The organism is Mesorhizobium sp. 113-3-3 (genome assembly GCF_016756495.1).
In the GTDB taxonomy this organism is placed as follows: Bacteria; Pseudomonadota; Alphaproteobacteria; order Rhizobiales; family Rhizobiaceae; genus Mesorhizobium.
The window spans coordinates 1,080,752-1,100,980 of the sequence record NZ_AP023243.1 but is presented as its reverse complement, the minus strand read 5'-3'; the positions used below and the strand labels follow the sequence as shown (position 1 = coordinate 1,100,980).

22 protein-coding genes are annotated in these 20,229 nt (G+C 63.8%); 12 read left to right on the top strand and 10 right to left on the bottom strand.

Annotation, left to right across the window (positions count from 1 at the left end):
* Positions 1-99: 99 nt before the first annotated feature.
* Together JG746_RS05170 and JG746_RS05165 are read right to left on the bottom strand one after the other, a co-directional pair.
* The gene (locus JG746_RS05170; RefSeq protein WP_202357189.1) at positions 100-843 is read right to left on the bottom strand and encodes a hypothetical protein; all 744 of its coding nucleotides are present in this window, start codon (positions 841-843) and stop codon (positions 100-102) included.
* Entirely contained in the window at positions 844-1,521 is a 678-nt protein-coding gene (locus JG746_RS05165) for a hypothetical protein (RefSeq protein ID WP_202357188.1), read from the bottom strand.
* A gap of 167 nt (positions 1,522-1,688) precedes the next feature.
* Between JG746_RS05165 and JG746_RS05160 the strand changes: the two genes are divergently transcribed.
* The 9 genes from JG746_RS05160 to JG746_RS05120 all read left to right on the top strand — a co-directional run bounded on the left by JG746_RS05160 (position 1,689) and on the right by JG746_RS05120 (position 9,950).
* Positions 1,689-2,708, top strand: a complete 1,020-nt coding sequence (locus JG746_RS05160) for an MBL fold metallo-hydrolase (RefSeq protein ID WP_202357187.1) — start codon at positions 1,689-1,691, stop codon at positions 2,706-2,708.
* A 68-nt stretch (positions 2,709-2,776) separates the two neighbouring features.
* Positions 2,777-3,343 carry a hypothetical protein gene (locus JG746_RS05155; protein ID WP_202357186.1) on the top strand — a complete coding sequence of 189 codons (567 nt, stop codon included), beginning with the start codon at positions 2,777-2,779 and terminating at the stop codon, positions 3,341-3,343.
* A 96-nt stretch (positions 3,344-3,439) separates the two neighbouring features.
* Positions 3,440-3,601 (top strand): DUF1328 family protein, encoded by a 162-nt coding sequence (locus tag JG746_RS05150; protein WP_010912345.1) that lies wholly within the window; start codon positions 3,440-3,442, stop codon positions 3,599-3,601.
* Positions 3,602-3,817: 216 nt separating this feature from the next.
* Positions 3,818-4,702, top strand: coding sequence for a diaminopimelate epimerase (gene dapF, locus JG746_RS05145; RefSeq protein ID WP_202357185.1), 885 nt, complete (start codon positions 3,818-3,820; stop codon positions 4,700-4,702).
* On the top strand, positions 4,702-6,042 hold the full coding sequence (gene mtaB / locus JG746_RS05140) for a tRNA (N(6)-L-threonylcarbamoyladenosine(37)-C(2))-methylthiotransferase MtaB (protein WP_202357184.1): 1,341 nt from the start codon (positions 4,702-4,704) through the stop codon (positions 6,040-6,042). The genes dapF and mtaB overlap by 1 nt, the downstream gene beginning before the upstream one ends.
* Positions 6,043-6,438: 396 nt before the next feature.
* The gene (gene ftsY, locus JG746_RS05135; protein WP_446721202.1) at positions 6,439-8,025 is read left to right on the top strand and encodes a signal recognition particle-docking protein FtsY; all 1,587 of its coding nucleotides are present in this window, start codon (positions 6,439-6,441) and stop codon (positions 8,023-8,025) included.
* Between the two features lie 45 nt (positions 8,026-8,070).
* Positions 8,071-8,745: a septation protein A gene (locus JG746_RS05130; protein WP_202357182.1), complete on the top strand. Its 675-nt coding sequence runs from the start codon at positions 8,071-8,073 to the stop codon at positions 8,743-8,745.
* Between the two features lie 16 nt (positions 8,746-8,761).
* Positions 8,762-9,382, top strand: coding sequence for a pyridoxamine 5'-phosphate oxidase family protein (locus JG746_RS05125; RefSeq protein WP_202357181.1), 621 nt, complete (start codon positions 8,762-8,764; stop codon positions 9,380-9,382).
* A gap of 37 nt (positions 9,383-9,419) precedes the next feature.
* On the top strand, positions 9,420-9,950 hold the full coding sequence (locus JG746_RS05120) for an NADPH-dependent FMN reductase (RefSeq protein WP_202357180.1): 531 nt from the start codon (positions 9,420-9,422) through the stop codon (positions 9,948-9,950).
* 47 nt (positions 9,951-9,997) lie between these two features.
* Here JG746_RS05120 and JG746_RS05115 read toward each other — a convergent pair whose 3' ends face one another.
* Both JG746_RS05115 and JG746_RS05110 read right to left on the bottom strand, forming a co-directional pair.
* Positions 9,998-10,204, bottom strand: coding sequence for a tautomerase family protein (locus JG746_RS05115; RefSeq protein ID WP_010912352.1), 207 nt, complete (start codon positions 10,202-10,204; stop codon positions 9,998-10,000).
* 162 nt (positions 10,205-10,366) lie between these two features.
* Positions 10,367-11,287, bottom strand: a complete 921-nt coding sequence (locus JG746_RS05110; RefSeq protein WP_202357179.1) for an SMP-30/gluconolactonase/LRE family protein — start codon at positions 11,285-11,287, stop codon at positions 10,367-10,369.
* Between the two features lie 294 nt (positions 11,288-11,581).
* Here JG746_RS05110 and JG746_RS05105 point away from each other — a divergent pair, with 294 nt between their 5' ends.
* Positions 11,582-11,749 carry a hypothetical protein gene (locus tag JG746_RS05105; protein WP_019862058.1) on the top strand — a complete coding sequence of 56 codons (168 nt, stop codon included), beginning with the start codon at positions 11,582-11,584 and terminating at the stop codon, positions 11,747-11,749.
* 180 nt (positions 11,750-11,929) lie between these two features.
* Here the strand turns inward: JG746_RS05105 and JG746_RS05100 are convergent, their stop codons facing one another.
* The 4 genes from JG746_RS05100 to ccmA form a co-directional block, all read right to left on the bottom strand.
* A complete protein-coding gene (locus JG746_RS05100; RefSeq protein WP_202357178.1) occupies positions 11,930-12,508 on the bottom strand; it encodes a DsbE family thiol:disulfide interchange protein in 579 nt (192 codons plus the stop codon).
* Entirely contained in the window at positions 12,505-12,678 is a 174-nt protein-coding gene (gene ccmD / locus JG746_RS05095; RefSeq protein ID WP_202357177.1) for a heme exporter protein CcmD, read from the bottom strand. Before ccmD ends, JG746_RS05100 begins: the two co-directional genes overlap by 4 nt.
* Positions 12,679-12,839: 161 nt before the next feature.
* Positions 12,840-13,505, bottom strand: a complete 666-nt coding sequence (ccmB, locus tag JG746_RS05090; RefSeq protein WP_202357176.1) for a heme exporter protein CcmB — start codon at positions 13,503-13,505, stop codon at positions 12,840-12,842.
* A complete protein-coding gene (gene ccmA / locus JG746_RS05085; protein ID WP_202357175.1) occupies positions 13,505-14,143 on the bottom strand; it encodes a heme ABC exporter ATP-binding protein CcmA in 639 nt (212 codons plus the stop codon). The genes ccmB and ccmA overlap by 1 nt, the downstream gene beginning before the upstream one ends.
* Positions 14,144-14,428: 285 nt before the next feature.
* On the opposite strand from ccmA, the gene acnA reads away from it, so the two are divergent.
* Positions 14,429-17,119 (top strand): aconitate hydratase AcnA, encoded by a 2,691-nt coding sequence (acnA, locus tag JG746_RS05080; protein WP_202357174.1) that lies wholly within the window; start codon positions 14,429-14,431, stop codon positions 17,117-17,119.
* Positions 17,120-17,188: 69 nt separating this feature from the next.
* On the opposite strand, the gene JG746_RS05075 is transcribed toward acnA, so the two are convergent.
* Positions 17,189-17,869 carry a ceramidase domain-containing protein gene (locus JG746_RS05075; protein WP_202357173.1) on the bottom strand — a complete coding sequence of 227 codons (681 nt, stop codon included), beginning with the start codon at positions 17,867-17,869 and terminating at the stop codon, positions 17,189-17,191.
* 178 nt (positions 17,870-18,047) lie between these two features.
* Here JG746_RS05075 and JG746_RS05070 point away from each other — a divergent pair, with 178 nt between their 5' ends.
* The gene (locus JG746_RS05070) at positions 18,048-18,833 is read left to right on the top strand and encodes a DUF1223 domain-containing protein (protein WP_202357172.1); all 786 of its coding nucleotides are present in this window, start codon (positions 18,048-18,050) and stop codon (positions 18,831-18,833) included.
* 46 nt (positions 18,834-18,879) lie between these two features.
* Here JG746_RS05070 and ubiA read toward each other — a convergent pair whose 3' ends face one another.
* Positions 18,880-19,794, bottom strand: coding sequence for a 4-hydroxybenzoate octaprenyltransferase (gene ubiA, locus JG746_RS05065; RefSeq protein ID WP_202357171.1), 915 nt, complete (start codon positions 19,792-19,794; stop codon positions 18,880-18,882).
* Between the last annotated feature and the right edge of the window lie 435 nt (positions 19,795-20,229).

The window sequence follows — 20,229 nt, the reverse complement described above, 5'->3', positions numbered from 1 at the left end:
ATTGTTGCAAATTTATCGCAAAATACCTGCCGGCCAAAAGTCCATTTTCTCAAAGGGCGCTCGGGCGGCGTCGATCCTTATTGCCGGCTCCTGCCCGGGCTAGCGCGGATCGAAGCGGTAGAGTGGTTGCGCAAGAGCCACTGCTGGCCGCAGGAGATCGGCGCATCGGCGGTCCAGCGCGAGCGCCAAGTCATGAGTTCGCAGCAGCGCCGTCTTCCAGTCATCGGCTGTTTTTAGCAAAGCCAAGGCATCTGAAGGGCGGTCGGCTGCGATCATGACATCCGCCGCGACGACTCGATCTTGCGGAGAGACCGGTTCGCCAGCCTTCAGCTTGGTGGCCAATCCGACCCACTGTTCCCAGGGGAAGGCGGCTGCGAGCTGTTGCGGACGAGGTGGCGGTTGCACCGCACCACCTTGCATGAAGGGCGCCAGGGCAAACCGCGTCAACGCCCTTTCGACGAAAGACTCCGCTGTTTCGCCCCGCATTTCGGAAACCCCAAAGCCAGCCAAGATATTCTCCCGCTCCTTGCGGCCGAGAATATAGTCGAGCCCATCGAGCATGGCAGCCGTGACGGCATCGGGATTGTTGATCGGGTCGAACTGTTTCGCGGCAATGCGCGCGTTGAGGGCTTCGGCCACTGTTGTGCCGACGCGCAGGTCACCGCTGTAATTTATCACCTGCAGCAGCATCGCGGTTTGAGGAACATCCGCAACAAGGCGCCCGATAGTGCGCAGAACCGAACCCATGCCATTCTTGCGGTCGATCGCCTGGACCTCTGCCGGCTGCCTGGAAATATCGAAGGAAGGACGAAGATCAGCGACGTATAGCGCCTCGCGTATCAATTACGCGCGAGCGTCCTTTTCGGCCGCGGCCGGAAGCCGATCGAGATATGCGACATAATCGGCGAGATCATCCTGGGTTGCCCGTAACCGAAGCGCCAGCCGCCAAAGGCCAGCATCTTCCGCCCTTTTGGCAAAGCGCGACTTCGCCTCATCATCGAGGTCGGCAAGGGCCGGCGCGATCCCCTCCATGGCGGCCCATGCATTGTAGCCATCGGATGTCTGCCAGCGCGCGACTTCACCCAGCAGCCAGTCGCCACCATCCTCGGTGACAAGCGCGCGCCAGGCAGATGGGCCAAGCTGAGGCACAATGGAATTCGCGTTGGGTTGCGGTTGTATGCCGGCAAGCATCGCTGCCCGCTCCGGCGTCGTTGCGTGGGCGAGCCTCAGTTCGACAATGCGCAGCGGCGGATGGCTGCGTTTCTCCAAGTCAGCCAGAAGCGCCAAGCCCTCGGCATGGCTGAGATCGCCATAGCGTATCTTCAGATAAGCGGCGTCGTCGCCGAAACGATCGCGCCAGAAATTCGGGAATTTTGCCGGCTCTGCGAGCAGAAAATCGGCCGCTGCCATGATGGCTGGCGCATGGCTGCAAGCACTGGGCTTGTCTTGCCGTGTCTGCCCCACAGCCATCGATGCCATCGACGCGGTTGCGATGACCACCAGAATTGCCAGCCGCCGCATGGCGAGACCCTCCTTGCGCCTGGCGATGGTACACTGAAAGGTGTGGCCGTCACCAGCACGCGAGCCTGTTGCCCACGCGCCGCGACCCAGGAATTCGGCAACGCGATGCTTGCGCCGACCGGCGCGGTACCTATGTCAAAGAGCCGAAACCCGCTGGAGCACCGAGCTTGGCCGCAGGAAAGAAAGCCGCCAACCGCTATTACAGAGGTCCGCCCAGCGACCATTTCGATGGCACTTTGTTCTTCAATCCCGGCGGCCGGATGCCTGGCCGCTTCACCGATCTCATGAAATGGCAGTTCAACGGCCAGCGCGCGAAATGGCCGGCGACCAGTCCGAGCCCCTTTCCGCAGGCAAGGCCAGCCGCGCGGGTAGACGGCTCCGTTCTGACCGTGACCATGGTCGGTCACTCCACGCTGCTGATCCAAACGGCCGGGCTGAACATCCTCACCGACCCGGTCTGGTCGCAGCGCACCTCGCCGTTTTCCTTCGCCGGGCCAAAACGCGTCAATGCGCCGGGCATCGCCTTTGACGATCTGCCGCCGATCGACCTCGTGCTGGTCAGCCACAACCATTATGACCATCTCGACCTCGCCACGCTGAAGCGGCTGAAGCAAAGACACGATCCGCTGGTGGTGACGCCGCTCGGCAACGACGTGCTGATCGGCGAGGCGGTTCCCGGCATGCGGCTGGCGGCGCATGACTGGGGCGAGCGGGTCGATATCGCAGACCGCACCGCCATCCACATCGAGCCGGCGCATCACTGGTCGGCGCGCGGCGCCCGCGACCGGCGCATGGCGCTGTGGGCCGGCTTCGTCATCGAGGCGCCGGGCGGCAAACTCTATTTCGCCGGCGACACCGGCTTCCATGACGGCATCAACTACCGGCTGATGGCGGACAAACATGGCGGCTTCCGCTTCGCCATCCTGCCGATCGGCGCCTACGAGCCGCGCTGGTTCATGGCGCCGCAGCACCAGAACCCGGACGAAGCGGTGCAAGGCATGAAGCTGTGCAAGGCAGCCTTCGCCGCCGGCTGCCACTGGGGCACTTTTCAGCTCACCGACGAACCGATGGACGAGCCGGTCCGCAAATTGGCCGAGGCGCTGGACGCCGAGGGCCTGCCGCGGGAACGCTTTCGCGCCTTGCAACCCGGCGAGGTCTGGCACGTGCCGGAGATCGAGCAGCGCTGAAATCCGTATTGGCCATTTACGGCACGATTATTTTCACAGATGGTCCGGCCAGCAAAAGGGGACCTCGGATGAAATCAATCATTGCAGCTTTGATGGTGGTGGCAATTTCTGCGCCGGCGGCTTTCGCCGGTGACATCGCGGATCGGGCCGCCGATGCCGAAAAGGCGCTGCAGGCCGGTGACGGAGCCGGCGCGCTGGAGAAATTCCGCGGCGCCGAGGAGGCCTTGTGGCAAGCGATGCCGCTCGCCGTGCAGAATGTCAAACAGGTCGATTCGGCTGGCGGCTTCGGCATCTACACCGAGCGCGCCAATCACATCTACAAGCCCGGCGAGAAGGTCGTGCTCTATATGGAGCCGGTCGGCTATGGCTATGGCTCGGACGGGCTGGGCAACAGCCAGATCGCGCTTTCCGTAGACCTCACCGTGCTTTCCGACACGGGCGATGCCCTGGGCACTTTCGAGAAGATCGGCAGCGTTCAGGTCGCTTCCCGCTCGCACAACCGCGAACTGTTCTTCAAGCTCGACCTGTCCCTCGATGGTCTGCCGGCCGGGAAATACAAGTGCAATTTCCTCATGCACGACCAGAACTCGACCAAGACGGCGCCGTTCAGCACCGACATCGAGATCGCCGGCTAGTTTTGACACTAACATCGCCTCGCAGGCCGGCGGGAACCCAAGCGCGACGGAAGCGTTTTCATGCGGTTGAAATCTGTCGGTTTGCGAGGCATTCCCATGATCAAATGGATCATCATTCTGCTTATCGTCGCCGCCGCGGCGAGCCTGCTCGGCATGCCGGCGCTGGCCGGAGCCGCCGCCACCGGCGCGCGTATCCTCATCGGCATCGTTCTCGTCATCTTCCTGCTGGTGGTGCTAGGCATCTTTGCCGTGACATAAGAGACCGTTTGAAACTCTGCTCTGGCGGCCATCTGAAGGCGTTTTCTGCGCTTCCGGTGCTCATGGACCAAAAGTCCGCTGCGCTCCGGTTCTCGAAACCACCTCATATGACTCGCCAGAGCGAATTTCGAAACGGTCTCCAAGGTTGCTCTGCACTGGTAATTCCCGCCCGTTTCCGCCATATAGCGCCAAACGGACACGGAATTTCGCGGAGCAATGGCAAGCACTGCCCCTTTCGCCAAGATGAACGGCATCGGCAACGAGATCATCGTCGCCGATATGCGCGGCCGTGCCGATCAGGTGACGGCGGCCGCAGCCCTTGCGATGAACGCGGATGCCGCGACCCGCTTCGACCAGATCATGGCGATCCACGATGCGAAGACGCCGGGCACCGCCTACTATGTCGACATCCTGAATTCCGACGGCACCAGTGCGCAGGCTTGCGGCAACGGCATGCGCTGCGTCGTCCAGGCGCTCGCCGCCGAGACCGGCCAGAAGACCTTCACCTTCGAGACGCGCGCCGGCATCCTCAACGCCCTGGAACATGCCGACGGCACGATCTCGGTCGACATGGGAATACCGCATTTCGGCTGGCAGGAGATCCCGCTGGCCGAGGAGTTCCGCGACACCCGCATGATCGAATTGCAGATCGGCCCGATCGACGCGCCGGTGCTGCACTCACCCTCCGCCGTGTCGATGGGCAACCCGCATGCGATCTTCTGGGTCGACCGCGATGTCTGGTCCTATGAGCTCGAGCGTTTCGGCCCGCTGCTCGAAAACCATCCGATCTTCCCCGAGCGCGCCAACATCACCATCGCCCAGGTGACCTCGCCCGAGAGCATGATCATCCGCACCTGGGAGCGCGGCGCCGGCCTGACCAAGGCCTGCGGCTCCGCGGCTTGCGCCTCAGTTGTGGCCGCGGCCCGCACCAGGCGCACCGGCCGCAGCGTCAACCTGCTGACCCCGGGCGGCGGCACGCTGCATGTCGAATGGCGCGATGACGACCACGTCATCCTGACCGGTGCGGCCGAATGGGAATTTTCCGGCAGCTTCGATCCCTCGACCGGCACCTGGGCCCGCGACACCGAAAGCGCGGCCTGATGTCGGTTGCTCTGTCCAGGAGCCAGGATGTCGACGGCTCCCTTTCCGAGGCCCCCAGCCGCATCGACGTGGTGACCTTCGGCTGCCGGCTGAACACCTATGAATCCGAAGTGATGCGGCGCGAGGCCGAAAGCGCTGGGCTCGGCGCGCTGCAAGGCGGCGCCGTGATCTTCAACACCTGCGCCGTCACCGGCGAGGCGGTGCGCCAGGCCAAACAGGCGATCCGCAAGGCGCGCCGCGACAACCCGCAGGCGCGCATCATCGTCACCGGCTGCGCCGCCCAGACCGAGCCCGAAAAATTCGCCGCCATGGACGAGGTCGATCTCGTGCTTGGCAATGAGGAGAAGCTGAAGGCAAACTCGTACCGCGCGCTGCCGGATTTCGGTGTCAACGACACCGAGAAAGCCCGCGTCAACGATATCTTCTCGGTGCGCGAGACCGCCGGTCACATGGTCGACGCCATCGAGGGCCGGGCGCGCGCCTTCGTCCAGGTGCAGAATGGCTGCGACCACCGCTGCACCTTCTGCATCATCCCTTACGGCCGCGGCAATTCGCGCTCGGTGCCGATGGGCGCCGTGGTCGAGCAGGTCAAGCGGCTCGCCGGCAACGGCTATGCCGAGATCGTGCTGACCGGCGTCGACATGACTTCTTTCGGCGCCGACCTGCCGGGCGCGCCGAAACTCGGCAAACTGGTGAAGACTATTTTGAAGCAGGTACCCGACGTGAAGCGCCTGCGGCTATCCTCGATCGATTCGATCGAGGCCGATGACGACTTGCTCGACGCCATCGCCAGCGAATCCAGGCTGATGCCGCATCTGCATCTGTCGCTGCAATCCGGCGACGACATGATCCTGAAGCGCATGAAGCGCAGGCACCTGCGCGACCAGTCGATCCGTTTCTGCGAGGATGTCCGCAAACTGCGCCCGGCAATCGTTTTCGGTGCCGACATCATCGCCGGCTTCCCGACCGAGACCGACGCGATGTTCGAGAACTCGATAAAGATCATCGAGGAATGTGGCCTGACTCACCTTCACGTGTTCCCGTTTTCACCGCGCGAAGGCACGCCCGCCGCGCGCATGCCGCAGGTCCGCCGCGAACTGGTCAAGCAGCGCGCCGCCCGCTTGCGTGCCGCCGGCGAGGCCGCGTATCGGCGGCATCTCTCCTCGCTGCCTGGAACCCGTCAGTCGATCCTGATCGAGCGTGACGGGCTTGGCCGCACCGAAGGCTTCACGCTTGCCGCGCTCGGCACCGGCACGCCGGGCGAGATCGTCGAAGCGACAATTACTGGCCACGATGGCGCCCGGCTCAACGCAGTGCCGCTTGCCGCCCGCGCCGCCTGAGAAACGCAAAGCATGGCTGGTTTTTTCAAGAAGATATTTTCGTTCGGCAAGAAAGAGGTTGTCGAGGAGCGCGTTGACGAGACCGCCCCGCTGCCGCCGATCAAATGGGACCAGCTCGATGCGCTGAAACCGGCCGCCGAACAGGTCGTTCCGGAGTTTTTGAAGCGCGAGGAGCCCCTGCCCGAGGCGGAGGTCGCGCTGACCGAGCCAGAACCAGCGCCTCACCCTCCCCTGGAGGGTCGCCACGAAGTGGCGGGGAGGGGTGATGGCGCAGACATCGACGCCAGTGCCAGTCACCCCCACCCCCAAGCGACGCTTGGGACCTCCCCCATCGAGGGGGAGGTAAAGAGTGCGCCGGCGCCTGTTGAAGGGCCGGCACCCGAACCCGCTCCATCCATTCCGGCTCAGCCGGAGCCAGTCGTTCCGTCTGAACCGGAACCGCTGCCTGAGCCCGCGCCGGTCGAAGAACCGGCACCCGCGCCAAAACCAGAGCCGCAGGCACCTGAGGAAATTCCGCTTCCTCCCGCCGCCCCGGAGCCCGCTCCCGAGCCGCAGCCGCAAGAAGTTCCTGCTCCGTCACCAGCCGGGCCGGAGATTGCACCGCCGCGCCCGGAAGGGCAGCCCGAACCGGCGCCGATCGAAGTGCCGGCCCCGCCTGCCGAGATTCCGGTCGAAACACCGGCACCGGTCGAGGTGCCACCACCGGCCTCGCCTGTGGTGCAGCCAACTTCGGAGATTAGCGCCGCCCCCCATCCGCCTGCCGGCACCTTCTCCCCGTATAGGGACGGGGAGAAGGAAGAAGCGCCGACGCCCCACCCTGCCCTCGATGGGGAGGGTCGCCACGAAGTGGCGGGGAGGGGTGACAGCGCCGACGCTGGCACCAGTCACCCCCACCCCCAAGCTGCGCTTGGGACCTCCCCCATCGAGGGGGAGGTAAAGCGCACGCCCGTCGCGCCACCTGTCCCACAACCGCAGCCCGAGCCGAAACCCGCTCCCGGCAAGGTGACCGTCGCCAAAAAAGTCGAGCAGAAGGCCGAGCCGGTAAAAGCGCCGGAGCCGGCGCCGCGGCGCTCCTGGTTCCAGCGTATGCGGGACGGGCTTGCCCGTTCGTCGCGCGAACTGACCGGCAACATCGCCGGCGTCTTCACCAAGCGCAAGCTGGACGAAGAGACGCTGCAGGATCTGGAGGACGTGCTGATCCGGGCCGACCTCGGCATGGAAACCGCGCTTCGTATCACCGACGCGCTGGCCGCCAGCCGCTACGGCAAGGATGTCTCCGATACGGATGTCCGCACCGTCATGGCGGCCGAGGTGGAGAAGGTGCTGACCCCGGTCGCCCGGCCGCTGGAGCTCGACCTCTCGCACAAGCCGCATGTCATCCTGGTGGTCGGCGTCAACGGCACCGGCAAGACCACGACCATCGGCAAGCTGGCGGCAAAACTGACCGATGGCGGCCTGTCGGTGATGCTTGCCGCCGGCGACACCTTTCGCGCTGCCGCCATCGAACAGCTGAAGATCTGGGGCGAGCGCACGAAATCGCCCGTCATCGCCTCCAAGCTCGGCGCCGACGCCGCCGGCCTCGCTTACGATGCCTTCGAGAAGGCGAAGGAGGCCGGCTCCGACGTGCTGATCATCGACACCGCCGGCCGTCTGCAGAACAAGACCGAGCTGATGGCGGAACTGGAAAAGATCGTGCGCGTGCTGGGCAAGCTCGACCCGGAAGCGCCGCACACCGTGCTGCAGACGGTCGACGCCACCACCGGCCAGAACGCGCTCAACCAGGTCGAGATCTTCCGCAACATCGCCGGCGTCAACGGCCTGGTGATGACCAAGCTGGACGGCACGGCGCGCGGCGGTATTCTGGTGGCGATCGCGGCAAAGCACAAATTGCCGGTCTATTTCATCGGCGTCGGCGAACAGGTCGACGACCTCGAACCTTTCTCGGCAAGCGAATTCGCCAGGGCGATCGCTGGAGTGGCGTAACGGCATGATCCCTTTTCAACGGGATTGCGCGTAAGAAGGAAGATCATGAACCCACCCATTCTCGAACGCGATCCGTCCGACCCGCAAAAAGAGAAAAAGGAAGGCGTGAACCCCGTGCTCAAGCTGGTGCTGGAGCTTGGACCCCTGCTGGTGTTCTTCTTCGCCAATGCGCGCGGCGAGTGGCTGGTGCAGAAATTCCCTGTTCTGGGCGAATTCGGCGGCCCGATCTTCGTCGCCACCGGCCTGTTCATGGCCGCGACGGCCATAGCGCTGATCGCCTCGTGGCTGCTGACGCGCACCTTGCCGATCATGCCGATGGTGTCGGGCGTCGTCGTCTTCATCTTCGGCGCGCTGACGCTCTATCTGCAGGACGACATCTTCATCAAGATGAAACCCACCATCGTCAACACGCTGTTCGGCGGCGTGCTGCTCGGCGGCCTCTATTTCGGCAGGTCGCTGCTCGGCTATGTCTTCGATTCTGCCTTCAAGCTCGATGCCGAGGGCTGGCGCAAGCTCACCTTCCGGTGGGGCCTGTTCTTCCTGTTCCTGGCCATCGTCAACGAAGTGGTGTGGCGCAATTTTTCCACCGACGCCTGGGTTACCTTCAAGGTCTGGGGCATCATGCCGATCACGCTTCTGTTCACCTTCAGCCAGATGCCGCTGATCCTGCGCCATTCGCTGGACGACAAGGCAGGCGGGGAAGAGAAGGCCGGCAAGTAGTCAAATAGGGGGAGCCATGGAATTCGTCACCACACGCGAGGAATTGCGGACGATCTACAAGACGCCGCGCCCGACCGACGGCTCGATCCGCAAGGAATTGAAGGCGCTCGACGGCCACTGCCGCTCCTTCATCGGCAAGAGCCCGTTCGTGCTGATCGGCTCGTCCGACGGCGAAGGCAATGCCGACGTGACGCCGAAGGGCGACAAGCCCGGCTTCGCCGCCGTTCTCGACGACAGGACCATCGCCATCCCCGACCGGCCCGGCAACAACCGGCTGGACACGCTGGAGAACATCCTGCGCAATCCCTCGGTTGGCCTGCTCTTCCTGATCCCCGGCATGAACGAGACGCTGCGCGTCAATGGCGACGCCCGCATCACCGTCGACGCCGGTTTGCGCGAGCGCCTCGCCGTCGACGGCAAGGCGCCGCAAAGCGTGGTCGTGGTTACGGTCAAGGCGGCCTACATGCATTGCGCCAAGGCCTTCATGCGCTCCGATCTGTGGAAACCGGAGAGCTGGTACGACCGCGCGACGCTTCCGACGCTCGGCCAGATCCTGCGTGACCAGCTGGTTGTTGCCGAGTCGGCCGATGCGACCGACCGCTGGCTCGACGAGGAATACAAGCAGACGATGTGGTAGTTTTTTCGGACGACGATTCGTCCTGACTGGTTCCACCTTGCTGAACATCCTTGCCATCTCCGGCAGCCTGCGGGCGGCCTCCACCAATTCGGCCCTGGTCGCGGCACTGGCGCGCAACGCGCCTTCGGGTTGCCGCGTCGCCGTCTATGACGGGCTCGGCCGCCTGCCGATCTTCAATCCCGACGATGAGGGCGAGCGCACGCCGCGCGAATCCGCCGGGCTGATCGACGCCGTCACCGGCGCTGACGGCATCATCGTCTCCTGTCCCGAATATGCCCATGGCGTGCCGGGCGGGCTGAAGAACGCGCTCGACTGGCTGGTCTCGCGCGACGCCGCCGTCGCCAAGCCCGCCATGCTGGCTCACGCCTCGCCACGCTCGCTGTTCGCCCGTGCCGCTTTGGCCGAGATCATGCGGACGATGTCGTTCGCGATGTATGAGGACGGGCTGGAGATCGCCCTGCTCGGCAAGAAGCCGCCGGAGGTGGAGGCTATTCTGGCCGAGCCGGGAAATGTGCTGGCGATGCGCGATGCGGTGCAGGGCTTCGCAAATTTCATTCGCTCGCATTGAGCGGCGCGGCCTTTCCCTTCTCCCACAAGAAGGGGAGAAGGGAAGAGCTACCCCTTCCGCAGCGTCTCGACATCGGTCTTGCCGACATACCAGTCGCGGGCGTTGACCTCTTCGAAAACCACCCAGACATCGTCATTGCCGAGCCCGGTCGCCTCCATGATGGCCGCCGTGACTTTCTTGGCGATGTCAGCCTTCTTGCCTGCCGGATCGGCGGCGATCACTTCCTTGACGATGCGGATGTTGACGAATGGCATGACGACCTCCCCTTGAATTGTGTCTGATACCGGCAAGAGCCTGCTTCGATATCCTCTCCGGAGAACTGGATGACGGCAGCTCCGGCGGCCGAGGCGCGACTGGCGCCACTTGTATGCGCAGCAACGCCATCAAGACTCGCCGCAGAAGCGTTTCGAGCAGTCTCAAAAAGTCTTGGCCCCGTTCACCATCAGCCGCACCGAATAGAGCGAGGTGGTGCCGGCGATGTAGAGGCAGTTCAGCTTGGCGCCGCCGAACACGCAATTGGCGGTCACCTCCGGCACCTTGACCTTGCCGATCAGCGTGCCATCCGGATCGTAGCAATGGATGCCGTCGGCGGCACTGGTCCAGATGCGTCCGTCGGCGTCGAGCCGGAAACCGTCGAACAGGCCGGCGGTGCAGTCGGCGAAGACCTTGCCGCCGGACACTTTCTTGCCGTGCTTGCCGACGTTGAACACCCGCATATGCGCGGGATTCTCGGCGCCATGCGTGCGGCCGGTGTCGACGACATAGAGCAGGCTTTCGTCCACCGAGAAGGCGAGCCCGTTGGGTCGCACCATATCGGTGATGACCGCCTCGATCTCACCGCTGTCGGGGTCGACCCGGTAGACGTAGCAGGCACCGATCTCGCTCTCGGCCTTGTCGCCCTCATAGTCGGTGTCGATGCCGTAGGTCGGGTCGGTGAACCAGATCGAGCCGTCGGACCTCACCACCACGTCATTGGGCGAATTCAGCCGCTTGCCCTTCCATTTGGCGGCAATGGTGGTGACCGAGCCGTCATATTCGGTGCGGCTGACGCGGCGCCCCGAATGCTCGCAGGTGACCAGCCGGCCCTGCCGGTCGACGGTGTTGCCGTTGGAATTGCCCGACGGCTGGCGGAAGACGCTGACGCTGCCGTCGGTCTCGTCATAGCGCAGCATGCGGTTGTTCGGGATATCGGACCAGACGACATAACGGCCGGCGGCGAACCAGGCCGGCCCTTCCGCCCAGCGGCATCCGGTGAACAGCTTCTCCACCTGCGCGTTGCCGTTGAACAGCCGCGCAAAGCGCGGATCGAGAATTTCGTAATAGTCTGCGGCCGCCATGCATTTCCTCCCGGCATCACGTGATGCCGGATCAAGCCAGCCCGCGATCGATCTGGCAAGACGCGGCCTTCGCAATTTGTATGACAAAACGGAGAGGAACCCGCCGCCCGGGCAATTCCAGCCCTCGAGCGTCCAGCCACCGCACCTTAGGGTTCGATTAACCGGCTATGCGCTGCATGCAATGGTGCATTGCAACATCTTCTTTTTGCAACGCACCAATCCTATGTCATGTTCCGTATCGATCAAGGGAGGAAGAAACCGGCCGCCAGAACGCGGCACGAAAGGAACCTTGCTATGATCTTCAACGATCTCATGACCCGCGCTCGCAACAACATCGCCAAGCGCAAGCACTACAACCGCCTCGTCGCCGAAATCGACAGCTTCTCCAGCCGCGATCTGGCCGACATGCGCGCCGACCGCTCGGAAATGCTCTACCAGATCCACAAGCAGATCTACGGCTGAGTCTGGCTGGAGGGAGTCCCCCTCACCCGGATTGCCAAGACCAAATTGCAAGGGCAATTCGGGGCAATCCGACCTCTCCCCGAGGGGAGAGGATCTGTATCGCGCCGACGCCTTCCTCTTCTCCCCCACGGGGAGAAGGTGGCCGCGTAGCGGCCGGATGAGGGGGCCTGGCGCTAGCGTCTAACCGGGCGCCGCAAGTGCCTTGTCGATCTGCGGCAGCAAAAGATCCCGTGCCGCCTCCGCCGTCAGCGGGCCGACATGCTTGTAGGCGATCTTGCCGTCCTTGCCGATGACGAAGGTCTCCGGCACGCCGTAGACCCCCCAGTCGATCGCCGCGCGGCCGGCTTCGTCGACGCCGATGGCCTGGAACGGATTGCCGAGGTCTCCGAGGAACCGGCGGGCGTTTTCCGGCCGGTCTTTATAATTCAACGCCGCCATCACGAACCGCTTGTCCTGCGACAGCGCCAGGAGCACCGGATGCTCTTCCCGGCACGGCGCGCACCACGACGCAAACACATTGACCAGCGTGACCTTGCCGGCGAACGCCCTGGAATCGAGCCCTGGCAGGTTTGACCCTTCCAGCGCCGGCAGATTGGTCTGCGGCGCCGGCAGGCCGATCAGCGCCGAAGGTACTTCGGAAACATCGCGGCCGGAAAGCAGCTGTGACAGGAACAGGCCGGCCAGGCCGAGGAAGACCAGCAGCGGCAACAGCACGAACAGGCGGCGACCGCGCGTCGGTGTTTCTGTCTCGCTGCTCACGACTTCTCTACCTCCGCCTTGTCGGAACGCCGCCGCACGCCCGCTGCTTCCAGCTCGGCGAGATCGCGCTTGCGCCCCTTTTGGTCGAGCAGGATCCAGCCGATCAGCCCGGCCAGCACAACCGCCGTGATGCCATAGGCGGCCGTGACATAGAGTGCGTGCACACTCATGGCCGCCGCCCCATCGGCGCGCCTCTTTTCAGCCGTCTGCCTCGTTCGATCATGCTTTCCCTTAGCGACATGCCCATGGCTGCGCAACGCACCGTGGTTTCAAACATACATGGCCGCCGCGCCGCCGCCCTTGATGTCGCGCAAACCATGCCAAACCTCGCTCAATCGGTTCCATGCCGCAGTGCCAGTGCCGCTGATACCGGCCCCAGCACGGCAAGAAACAGCGTCAGCGCGGCAAGAATGAGGAAGGGCTGCAGGAAAGGATCGGGATCGGCCGTCGCGCCATAGCTCGCCGAAACGCCGAAGATCAGCACCGGAATGGTCAGCGGCAGCACCAGCACCGAGATCAACAGCCCGCCGCGCGGCAGCGCCACCGACACCGCGGCACCCGCGGCGCCGATGAAGGTGATGGCCGGCGTGCCGACCAGCAGCGTCAGCGCCGTCGCTCCGATGCCGAGCGGCTCCATGTTCATGAACAGGCCGAGCAGCGGCGCGGCGATCACCAGCGGCAAGACGCTGCCCGCCCAATGCGCCAGGCATTTCACCAGCACCGTCAGCGCCAGCATGTGCCGGTCGTTGCCCAGCACCAGGAGATCGAGCGAGCCGTCCTCGCGGTCGGCCTGGAACAGCCGGTCGAGCCCGAGCAGACAGGAAAGCAGCGCGCCGATCCACAGTATCGCCGGCCCGATGCGGGCAAGCAGCTTCAGGTCCGGCCCGACGCCGAACGGGATGGTGGCGATGACGGCGAGGAAGAAGATGACGCCGGTCAGCGCGCCACCGCCGGCGCGGATGTTGAGGCGGATGTCGCGCAGCAGGAGGGACCACATTACGATGTGGCCCCCTGTTGAGGACGGCGTTCTGTGGCGCCCCCCATCACCAATTCCTTCGCCCCATCCAGCCCCAGCGGCAGATGCGTCGCCGCCACAATCATCCCGCCCCCGGCACAGTGCCTTGCCATCAGCCCGGCGAACCGCGCCTCCGACGCCTTGTCCAATCCCGCCGTCGGCTCGTCGAGCAGCCACAGCGGCCGGCGGCTGACCAAAAGCTTGGCGATCGCCGCGCGCCGCCTTTGCCCGGTCGAGAGATATCCGAACGGCAGATGGCCGATGCCGCCCAGTCCAACCGTGTCCAGCGCCTCTTCGACGCTCGAATCGCCACTGCCGTTGAAGTCGCGCCAGAACCGCAGGTTTTCCGTGACACTCAGCGCCGTCTTCATCGCATTCTGATGGCCGAGATAGTGGCAAGCCGAGGCAACAGACGGAAAGTCATCGCCGCCGCCGTCGAGCAGCAGCCGGCCTTCGGCCTTCGGCAGCAGCCCGGCGACGATCCGAAGCAAGGTCGATTTGCCTGATCCGTTCGGTCCGGTGACGACCAGCGCCTGGCCTGGATCGAGCGCAAAGCCGATGCCGGAAAAAACCGCCTCGCCACCGCGTTCGCCGCCTAGATTCTCGGCGATAAGCCGCATCCCTCGCTTGCCCCGAAAACAATGTTCCGCGGTCGCTGCCGCATCGCACAAATTTGCTTTTTGACTGTCTAGAACTATTCCAGAAAATTCTCTATATGCGGTGCATCCGTGCCAGCGGTCGGCGCGGGAACAGAATTAGCGCCGAACCAGCGCACGCGCCGCCTTGAACGGCTCGGGTTGCTTGGGAACGGACAGCGGAAATGGCCGTACCCGCACCTTTGCGCGTGATTGCATGCCATCGGCGTCCGTTCCCTTTCAGGCTGAACAGACAAGGACGGATCGCACGTGTCAAAATCCCTCGATAGTTTCAATTGCCGTCGCACGCTGACCGCGGGCGGCACCGAATATGCCTATTTCGACCTCGTCGAGGCCGAGAAGAACGGCCTCACCGGCATCGCCCAGCTGCCCTATTCGATGAAGGTGCTGCTGGAGAACCTGCTGCGCAATGAGGACGGCCGATCCGTCACCAAGGAATCGATCCAGGCGGTTGCCGGCTGGCTGACCGACAAGGGCACCGCCGGCGTCGAGATCGCCTATCGCCCGGCCCGCGTGCTGATGCAGGATTTCACCGGCGTTCCGGCCGTGGTCGACCTTGCCGCCATGCGTGACGCCATGGCCTCGCTCGGCGGCGACCCGCAGAAGATCAACCCGCTGGTTCCCGTCGACCTCGTCATCGACCATTCCGTCATCGTCGACGAATTCGGCACGCCGATGGCCTTCGCCCGCAATGTCGAGCTCGAATATGAGCGCAACGAGGAACGCTACAAGTTCCTGAAATGGGGCCAGCAGGCGTTCCGCAACTTCCGCGTCGTGCCGCCCGGCACCGGCATCTGCCATCAGGTCAATCTCGAATATCTCGGCCAGGTCGTGTGGACCAACACCGAGGACGGCGAAACCACCGCCTATCCCGACACCTGCGTCGGCACCGATTCGCACACCACCATGATCAACGGCCTTGGCGTTCTCGGCTGGGGCGTTGGCGGCATCGAGGCCGAAGCGGCCATGCTCGGCCAGCCGGTCTCCATGCTTCTGCCCGAAGTCATCGGCTTCCGCCTCACCGGCAAGCTCAAGGAGGGCGTCACCGCCACCGACCTCGTGCTCACCGTCACCCAGATGCTGCGCAAGAAGGGCGTCGTCGGCAAGTTCGTCGAGTTCTTCGGCCCGGGCCTGTCCAACATGACGCTCGCCGACCGCGCCACCATCGGCAACATGGCGCCGGAATATGGCGCCACCTGCGGCTTCTTCCCGGTCGATTCGGAAACCATCCGCTACCTGACGATGTCGGGCCGCGAGGAAAGCCGCATCGCGCTGGTCGAGGCCTATTCCAAGGCGCAAGGCATGTGGCGCGAGGCTGGCTCCGCCGACCCGGTCTTCACCGACCTGCTCGAACTCGAACTGAGCAGCGTCGTGCCGTCGATGGCCGGCCCCAAGCGCCCCGAGGGCCGTGTCGCGCTGGAAGGCATTCCGGCCGGCTTCGCCAAGGCGATGGAGACCGAATACAAGAAGGCGGCGGAGATCTCCAAGCGCTACGCCGTCGAAGGCACCGACCATGATCTCGGCCATGGCGACGTCGTCATCGCCGCCATCACCTCGTGCACCAACACCTCGAACCCGAGCGTGCTGATCGGCGCCGGGCTCTTGGCCCGCAACGCCAACCGCCTCGGCCTCAAGCAGAAGCCGTGGGTGAAAACCTCGCTCGCTCCGGGCAGCCAGGTGGTCGCCGAATATCTCGAAAAGTCCGGCCTGCAGAAGGAGCTCGACCAGATCGGATTCAACCTGGTCGGCTTCGGCTGCACCACCTGCATCGGCAATTCCGGCCCGCTGCCGGCGCCGATCTCCAAGACCATCAACGACAAGGGTTTGATTGCCGCCGCGGTCCTGTCCGGCAACCGCAACTTCGAAGGCCGCGTCTCGCCCGACGTGCAGGCCAACTACCTGGCGTCACCGCCGCTGGTCGTGGCGCACGCGCTGGCCGGCACCGTCACCAAGGATCTCACCACCGAACCGCTCGGCGAGGACAAGGACGGCAATCCGGTCTACCTCAAGGATATCTGGCCGAGCTCGGCCGAGATCCAGGAGTTCATCGAGAAGAACGTTACGCGAGAGCTGTTCGCCCGCAAATATGCCGACGTCTTCAAGGGCGACGAGCACTGGCAGAAGGTGCAGGCGCCGGAAGGCCAGACCTATGCCTGGGACGACAACTCGACCTATGTGCAGAACCCGCCCTATTTCGCAGGGATGACCGCCGGTTTCGGCAAGATCGGTGACATCAAGGGCGCCCGTGTGCTCGGCCTGTTCGGCGACAAGATCACCACCGACCACATCTCGCCGGCGGGTTCGATCAAGGCCGCCTCGCCGGCCGGCAAATACCTCACCGACCATGGCGTCGGCGTCGCCGACTTCAACCAGTACGGCACGCGGCGCGGCAACCATGAGGTGATGATGCGCGGCACCTTCGCCAACATCCGCATCCGCAACCACATGCTGGGCGAGAACGGCCGCGAGGGCGGCTACACCATCCACTACCCGTCGAAGGAAGAGGAATCGATCTACGACGCAGCGATGGAATACAAGAAGGAAGGCGTGCCGCTGGTCATCTTCGCCGGCGTCGAATACGGCAACGGCTCGTCACGCGACTGGGCCGCCAAGGGCACCAATCTGCTCGGCGTCCGCGCGGTCATCGCCCAGTCCTTCGAGCGCATCCATCGCTCGAACCTGGTCGGCATGGGCGTCATCCCCTTCGTCTTCGAGGAAGGCACGTCCTGGGCCTCGCTCAACCTCAAGGGCGACGAACTGGTCGAGATCGACGGATTGAGCGCCATCAAGCCGCGCCAGACGATGACCGCCAAGGTCACCTATGGCGACGGCAGCGTGAAGAACGTGCCGATCATCTGCCGTATCGATACGCTGGACGAGCTCGACTACTTCAAGAACGGCGGCATCCTGCAGTACGTGCTGCGCGATCTGGCCGCGTAGTAAGGGAATAAGGCAGTAGGGCAGTAAGGGAGTAGGGCAAGGAAATCATCTCCCTACTGCCCTACTGCCCTACTGCCCTACTGCCCTACCTTTCGGCGCCCCAAACCGCGCCGTCGCCGCCAGCAGCACGCCCAGCATCAGCCCGTTGAACATGTGCCACAGGAAGTGCGTGCCGAGCGGAAAGCCGGCGCAGACCATCGGGTCGATCATCCGGCAGATAGCCGACACCACGAAGATCGCCGACCCCGCCAGATTGTACCAGCCGGCCCGGTTGCCGCTTGCCGCCACCCAGATGCCGAAGAAGGCGAGCGCCAGGAACGGCGGCAGGTAGCTCGTCGTGCCGTTCGATGCCTGGCGCAGCCAGTCCGGCACGGCGAAGGCAATCGCCCCGGCCACGGCATAGAAGACGACGAAGACCGCGATCGCCTTGCCCCATTCCATGCGCAGGAAGCGACGCAGATTGAACAGCGTATAGGCCAGCGTGAAGCCGGCGATCGGCAGGATGTCGGCCCAGATCGTCCCCCTGGTGGCAAAGGTATGGAAGATCGTCGAGCCGATGCCGATCGCCACCACCCACCAGGCCAACACCTCGGCGAAGGTGCCGGCCTTGCATCGGCGCACTTCCCGCACGCCCCATAATCCCGCGGCAATGAAAGCGAGATTGGTCAAAGCATTTATCGGCTCGGCCCAAAGTCCAGGCCCGGTCCGCTCGCAATAGAGATCGACCGGGGTCAGGAGAATCTGCCACATGGTGTTGATGCCACTCCCGAATCGAACCGCGTCGTAAAATGCAGTGTCTCTCCTATTGCGGCCTTACATGCGGCTGCAACGGCAAAATTTCACCGCAACGTGACTTCCCGTTGACTTCCGCTTCTGCCACATATTTCTGACAATCAGAACAAAGCCGGCGCCACCGGCGGGAATTGGAATGGTCATGGCCTGGCGAAGATCACTTTGGCTGGCAGCCTTTGCGCTGGCCTTCTCGGCTTTTGCCGGTGCCGGCCATGCCGCGGAGTCCGAGAGAATCCAGGCCGATAAACCTCAATCCGACAGGCCGCTTGGCGTGGTCGAACTGTTCACCAGCCAGGGCTGCAGTTCCTGCCCCCCGGCCGATGCCTTCTTCGCCGAGCTTGCCACCAAGGAAGACGTTGTCGCGCTCTCCTATCACGTCGACTATTGGGACTATCTCGGCTGGAAGGACACGCTGAGCCGCAAGGAAAACACCGAGCGTCAAAATGATTACATGCGCGCCTTCGGCAGCCGCTCGGTCTATACGCCGCAAGCGGTCCTCAATGGCCGCGCGCATGTCAACGGCGCCAATCGTGGCGAGGTCGACGGCGCGCTCGCCCGCATGGCGAAATCCGGCGAAGGCATGCGTGTGCCCGTCAAGGTCAGCCGCACCAGCGATCGCGTGATCATCGATGCCGGCGATGCGGGCGGCGGTCCGAACGACGCCCATGTCGTCATCGTCTATTTCGAGCCGCCGCAGACGGTCAAGATCGCCCAGGGCGAGAACTCCGGCCGCAAGATGACCTATTGGAACGCCGTCACCGGCATCCAGACCGCCGGCATGTGGCACGGCAAGGCGCAGCGCTATGAATTGCCGATGAGCGAGATCGCCAAGAAGGGCGGCTGCGCCGTGCTTCTGCAGTCTGTCGGCAAGGACGGCATGCCTGGCCCCATCCTCGGCGCCGCCTTCATCCACAAGCCATAGAACAAGGCTCAGGAACTATAGCCATCTCCGGCAAGCCGGATAACCCTCACCATGTTCCGGCGAGTGCCGTGCATGCCAGCAGCACGCCGGTCAAAATGTTTGACAGGAAAAGCCTGAAATTCAGCGCCGGGCGCTGGAGGACAATACACCAGGCCTGCCAGGCCAAATGAGCGGCGATCACCGCCATTCCGGCGGCGTATGGCAGGGACATGCCTGACAGCCAGCCTCCCAGCGACCACAATGCGACCGTGAGAGCGTAGAACAGGCCAATATAGGTCTTGCCCCTCCGGCCGAACAGGATTGCTGTCGACTTCAAGCCGAGGCGCGTGTCGTCTTTGACATCCACGTAGGCGTAGACGGTGTCGTAGCCGATTTGCCATGCGATGGCGCCGGCCCACATGACAATGGCACCTGTAGGCACGTGCCCGGTCACCTCGGCCCACGCCATCAGCATTCCCCAGTTGAACGATGCCCCCAGGACCGCATGCGGCCAGTGGGTGAACCGCTTGCAAAGCGGATAGATGAAGACAAGCGGCAGCACGCAAATTGCGATCAAACGCGTGTATGGGCTCAAGAAAACCAGCAGTGCGCCCGCGAGAGCGAGTTCGACAATCAGGAAGATAACGGCCTGGCGGATCCCAAACTGCCCGCTTGCCAACGGTCGAAAGCGTGTCCGCTCAACATGCGCATCAAACTTGCGATCGGCGATATCGTTGACCGTGGAGCCGGCGCTTCTCATCAGCAGGGCGCCGAGAGAAAAGACGATCAATTGCCAGAAGGCAGGAAATCCATGCGAGGCTTGGATGAGCGCGGCAACGCAAGGAAAAAGCGTGAGCCATATTCCGACAGGCCGATCCAGGCGCGCCAGCCTTGTGTATGGGCGCCATGCCGACGGCAAACGGCGATCGACCCAGTCACCGGGGTGGATGTCGCTCAGGTCGGGGCGGCTCGATGCAGTCATCTGCGTGCGGTCGTTTTGGGACAACGACCTATGCGAAGCAAGATCCGTGGCGCAAGCTCGGCAACATCTGTCCCGGTCCGGACTTCAGGCATGAAAAAACCGACGTCAGCTTGCTTCTGACGCCGGTCATTTAGGTTTTGGGATCGTCGCACCCGATTTTTCCAAGGAAAAACCGAGGTTGGTTCGATCCGACGCAGACCCGTGGGCGGGGGGCTTGGGGTTTACGAGCCGGTGCCGGACCGAACCGTCTCAGGCAACGCCGGTAAATTCGTCGGACATTGGGGCATGAGCGCGGATAAAAAAAGGCAGAAATGTGGCGAAGCATCACCAATTCCAACATGCGGTTTGCAAACGTGACTGGACGTGACCGAAACGGCGCGCCGCCGCCGCCGCTTCGCCGGCTCTTGCAATTGCCGCGCGAAGGGGCCAATTTTG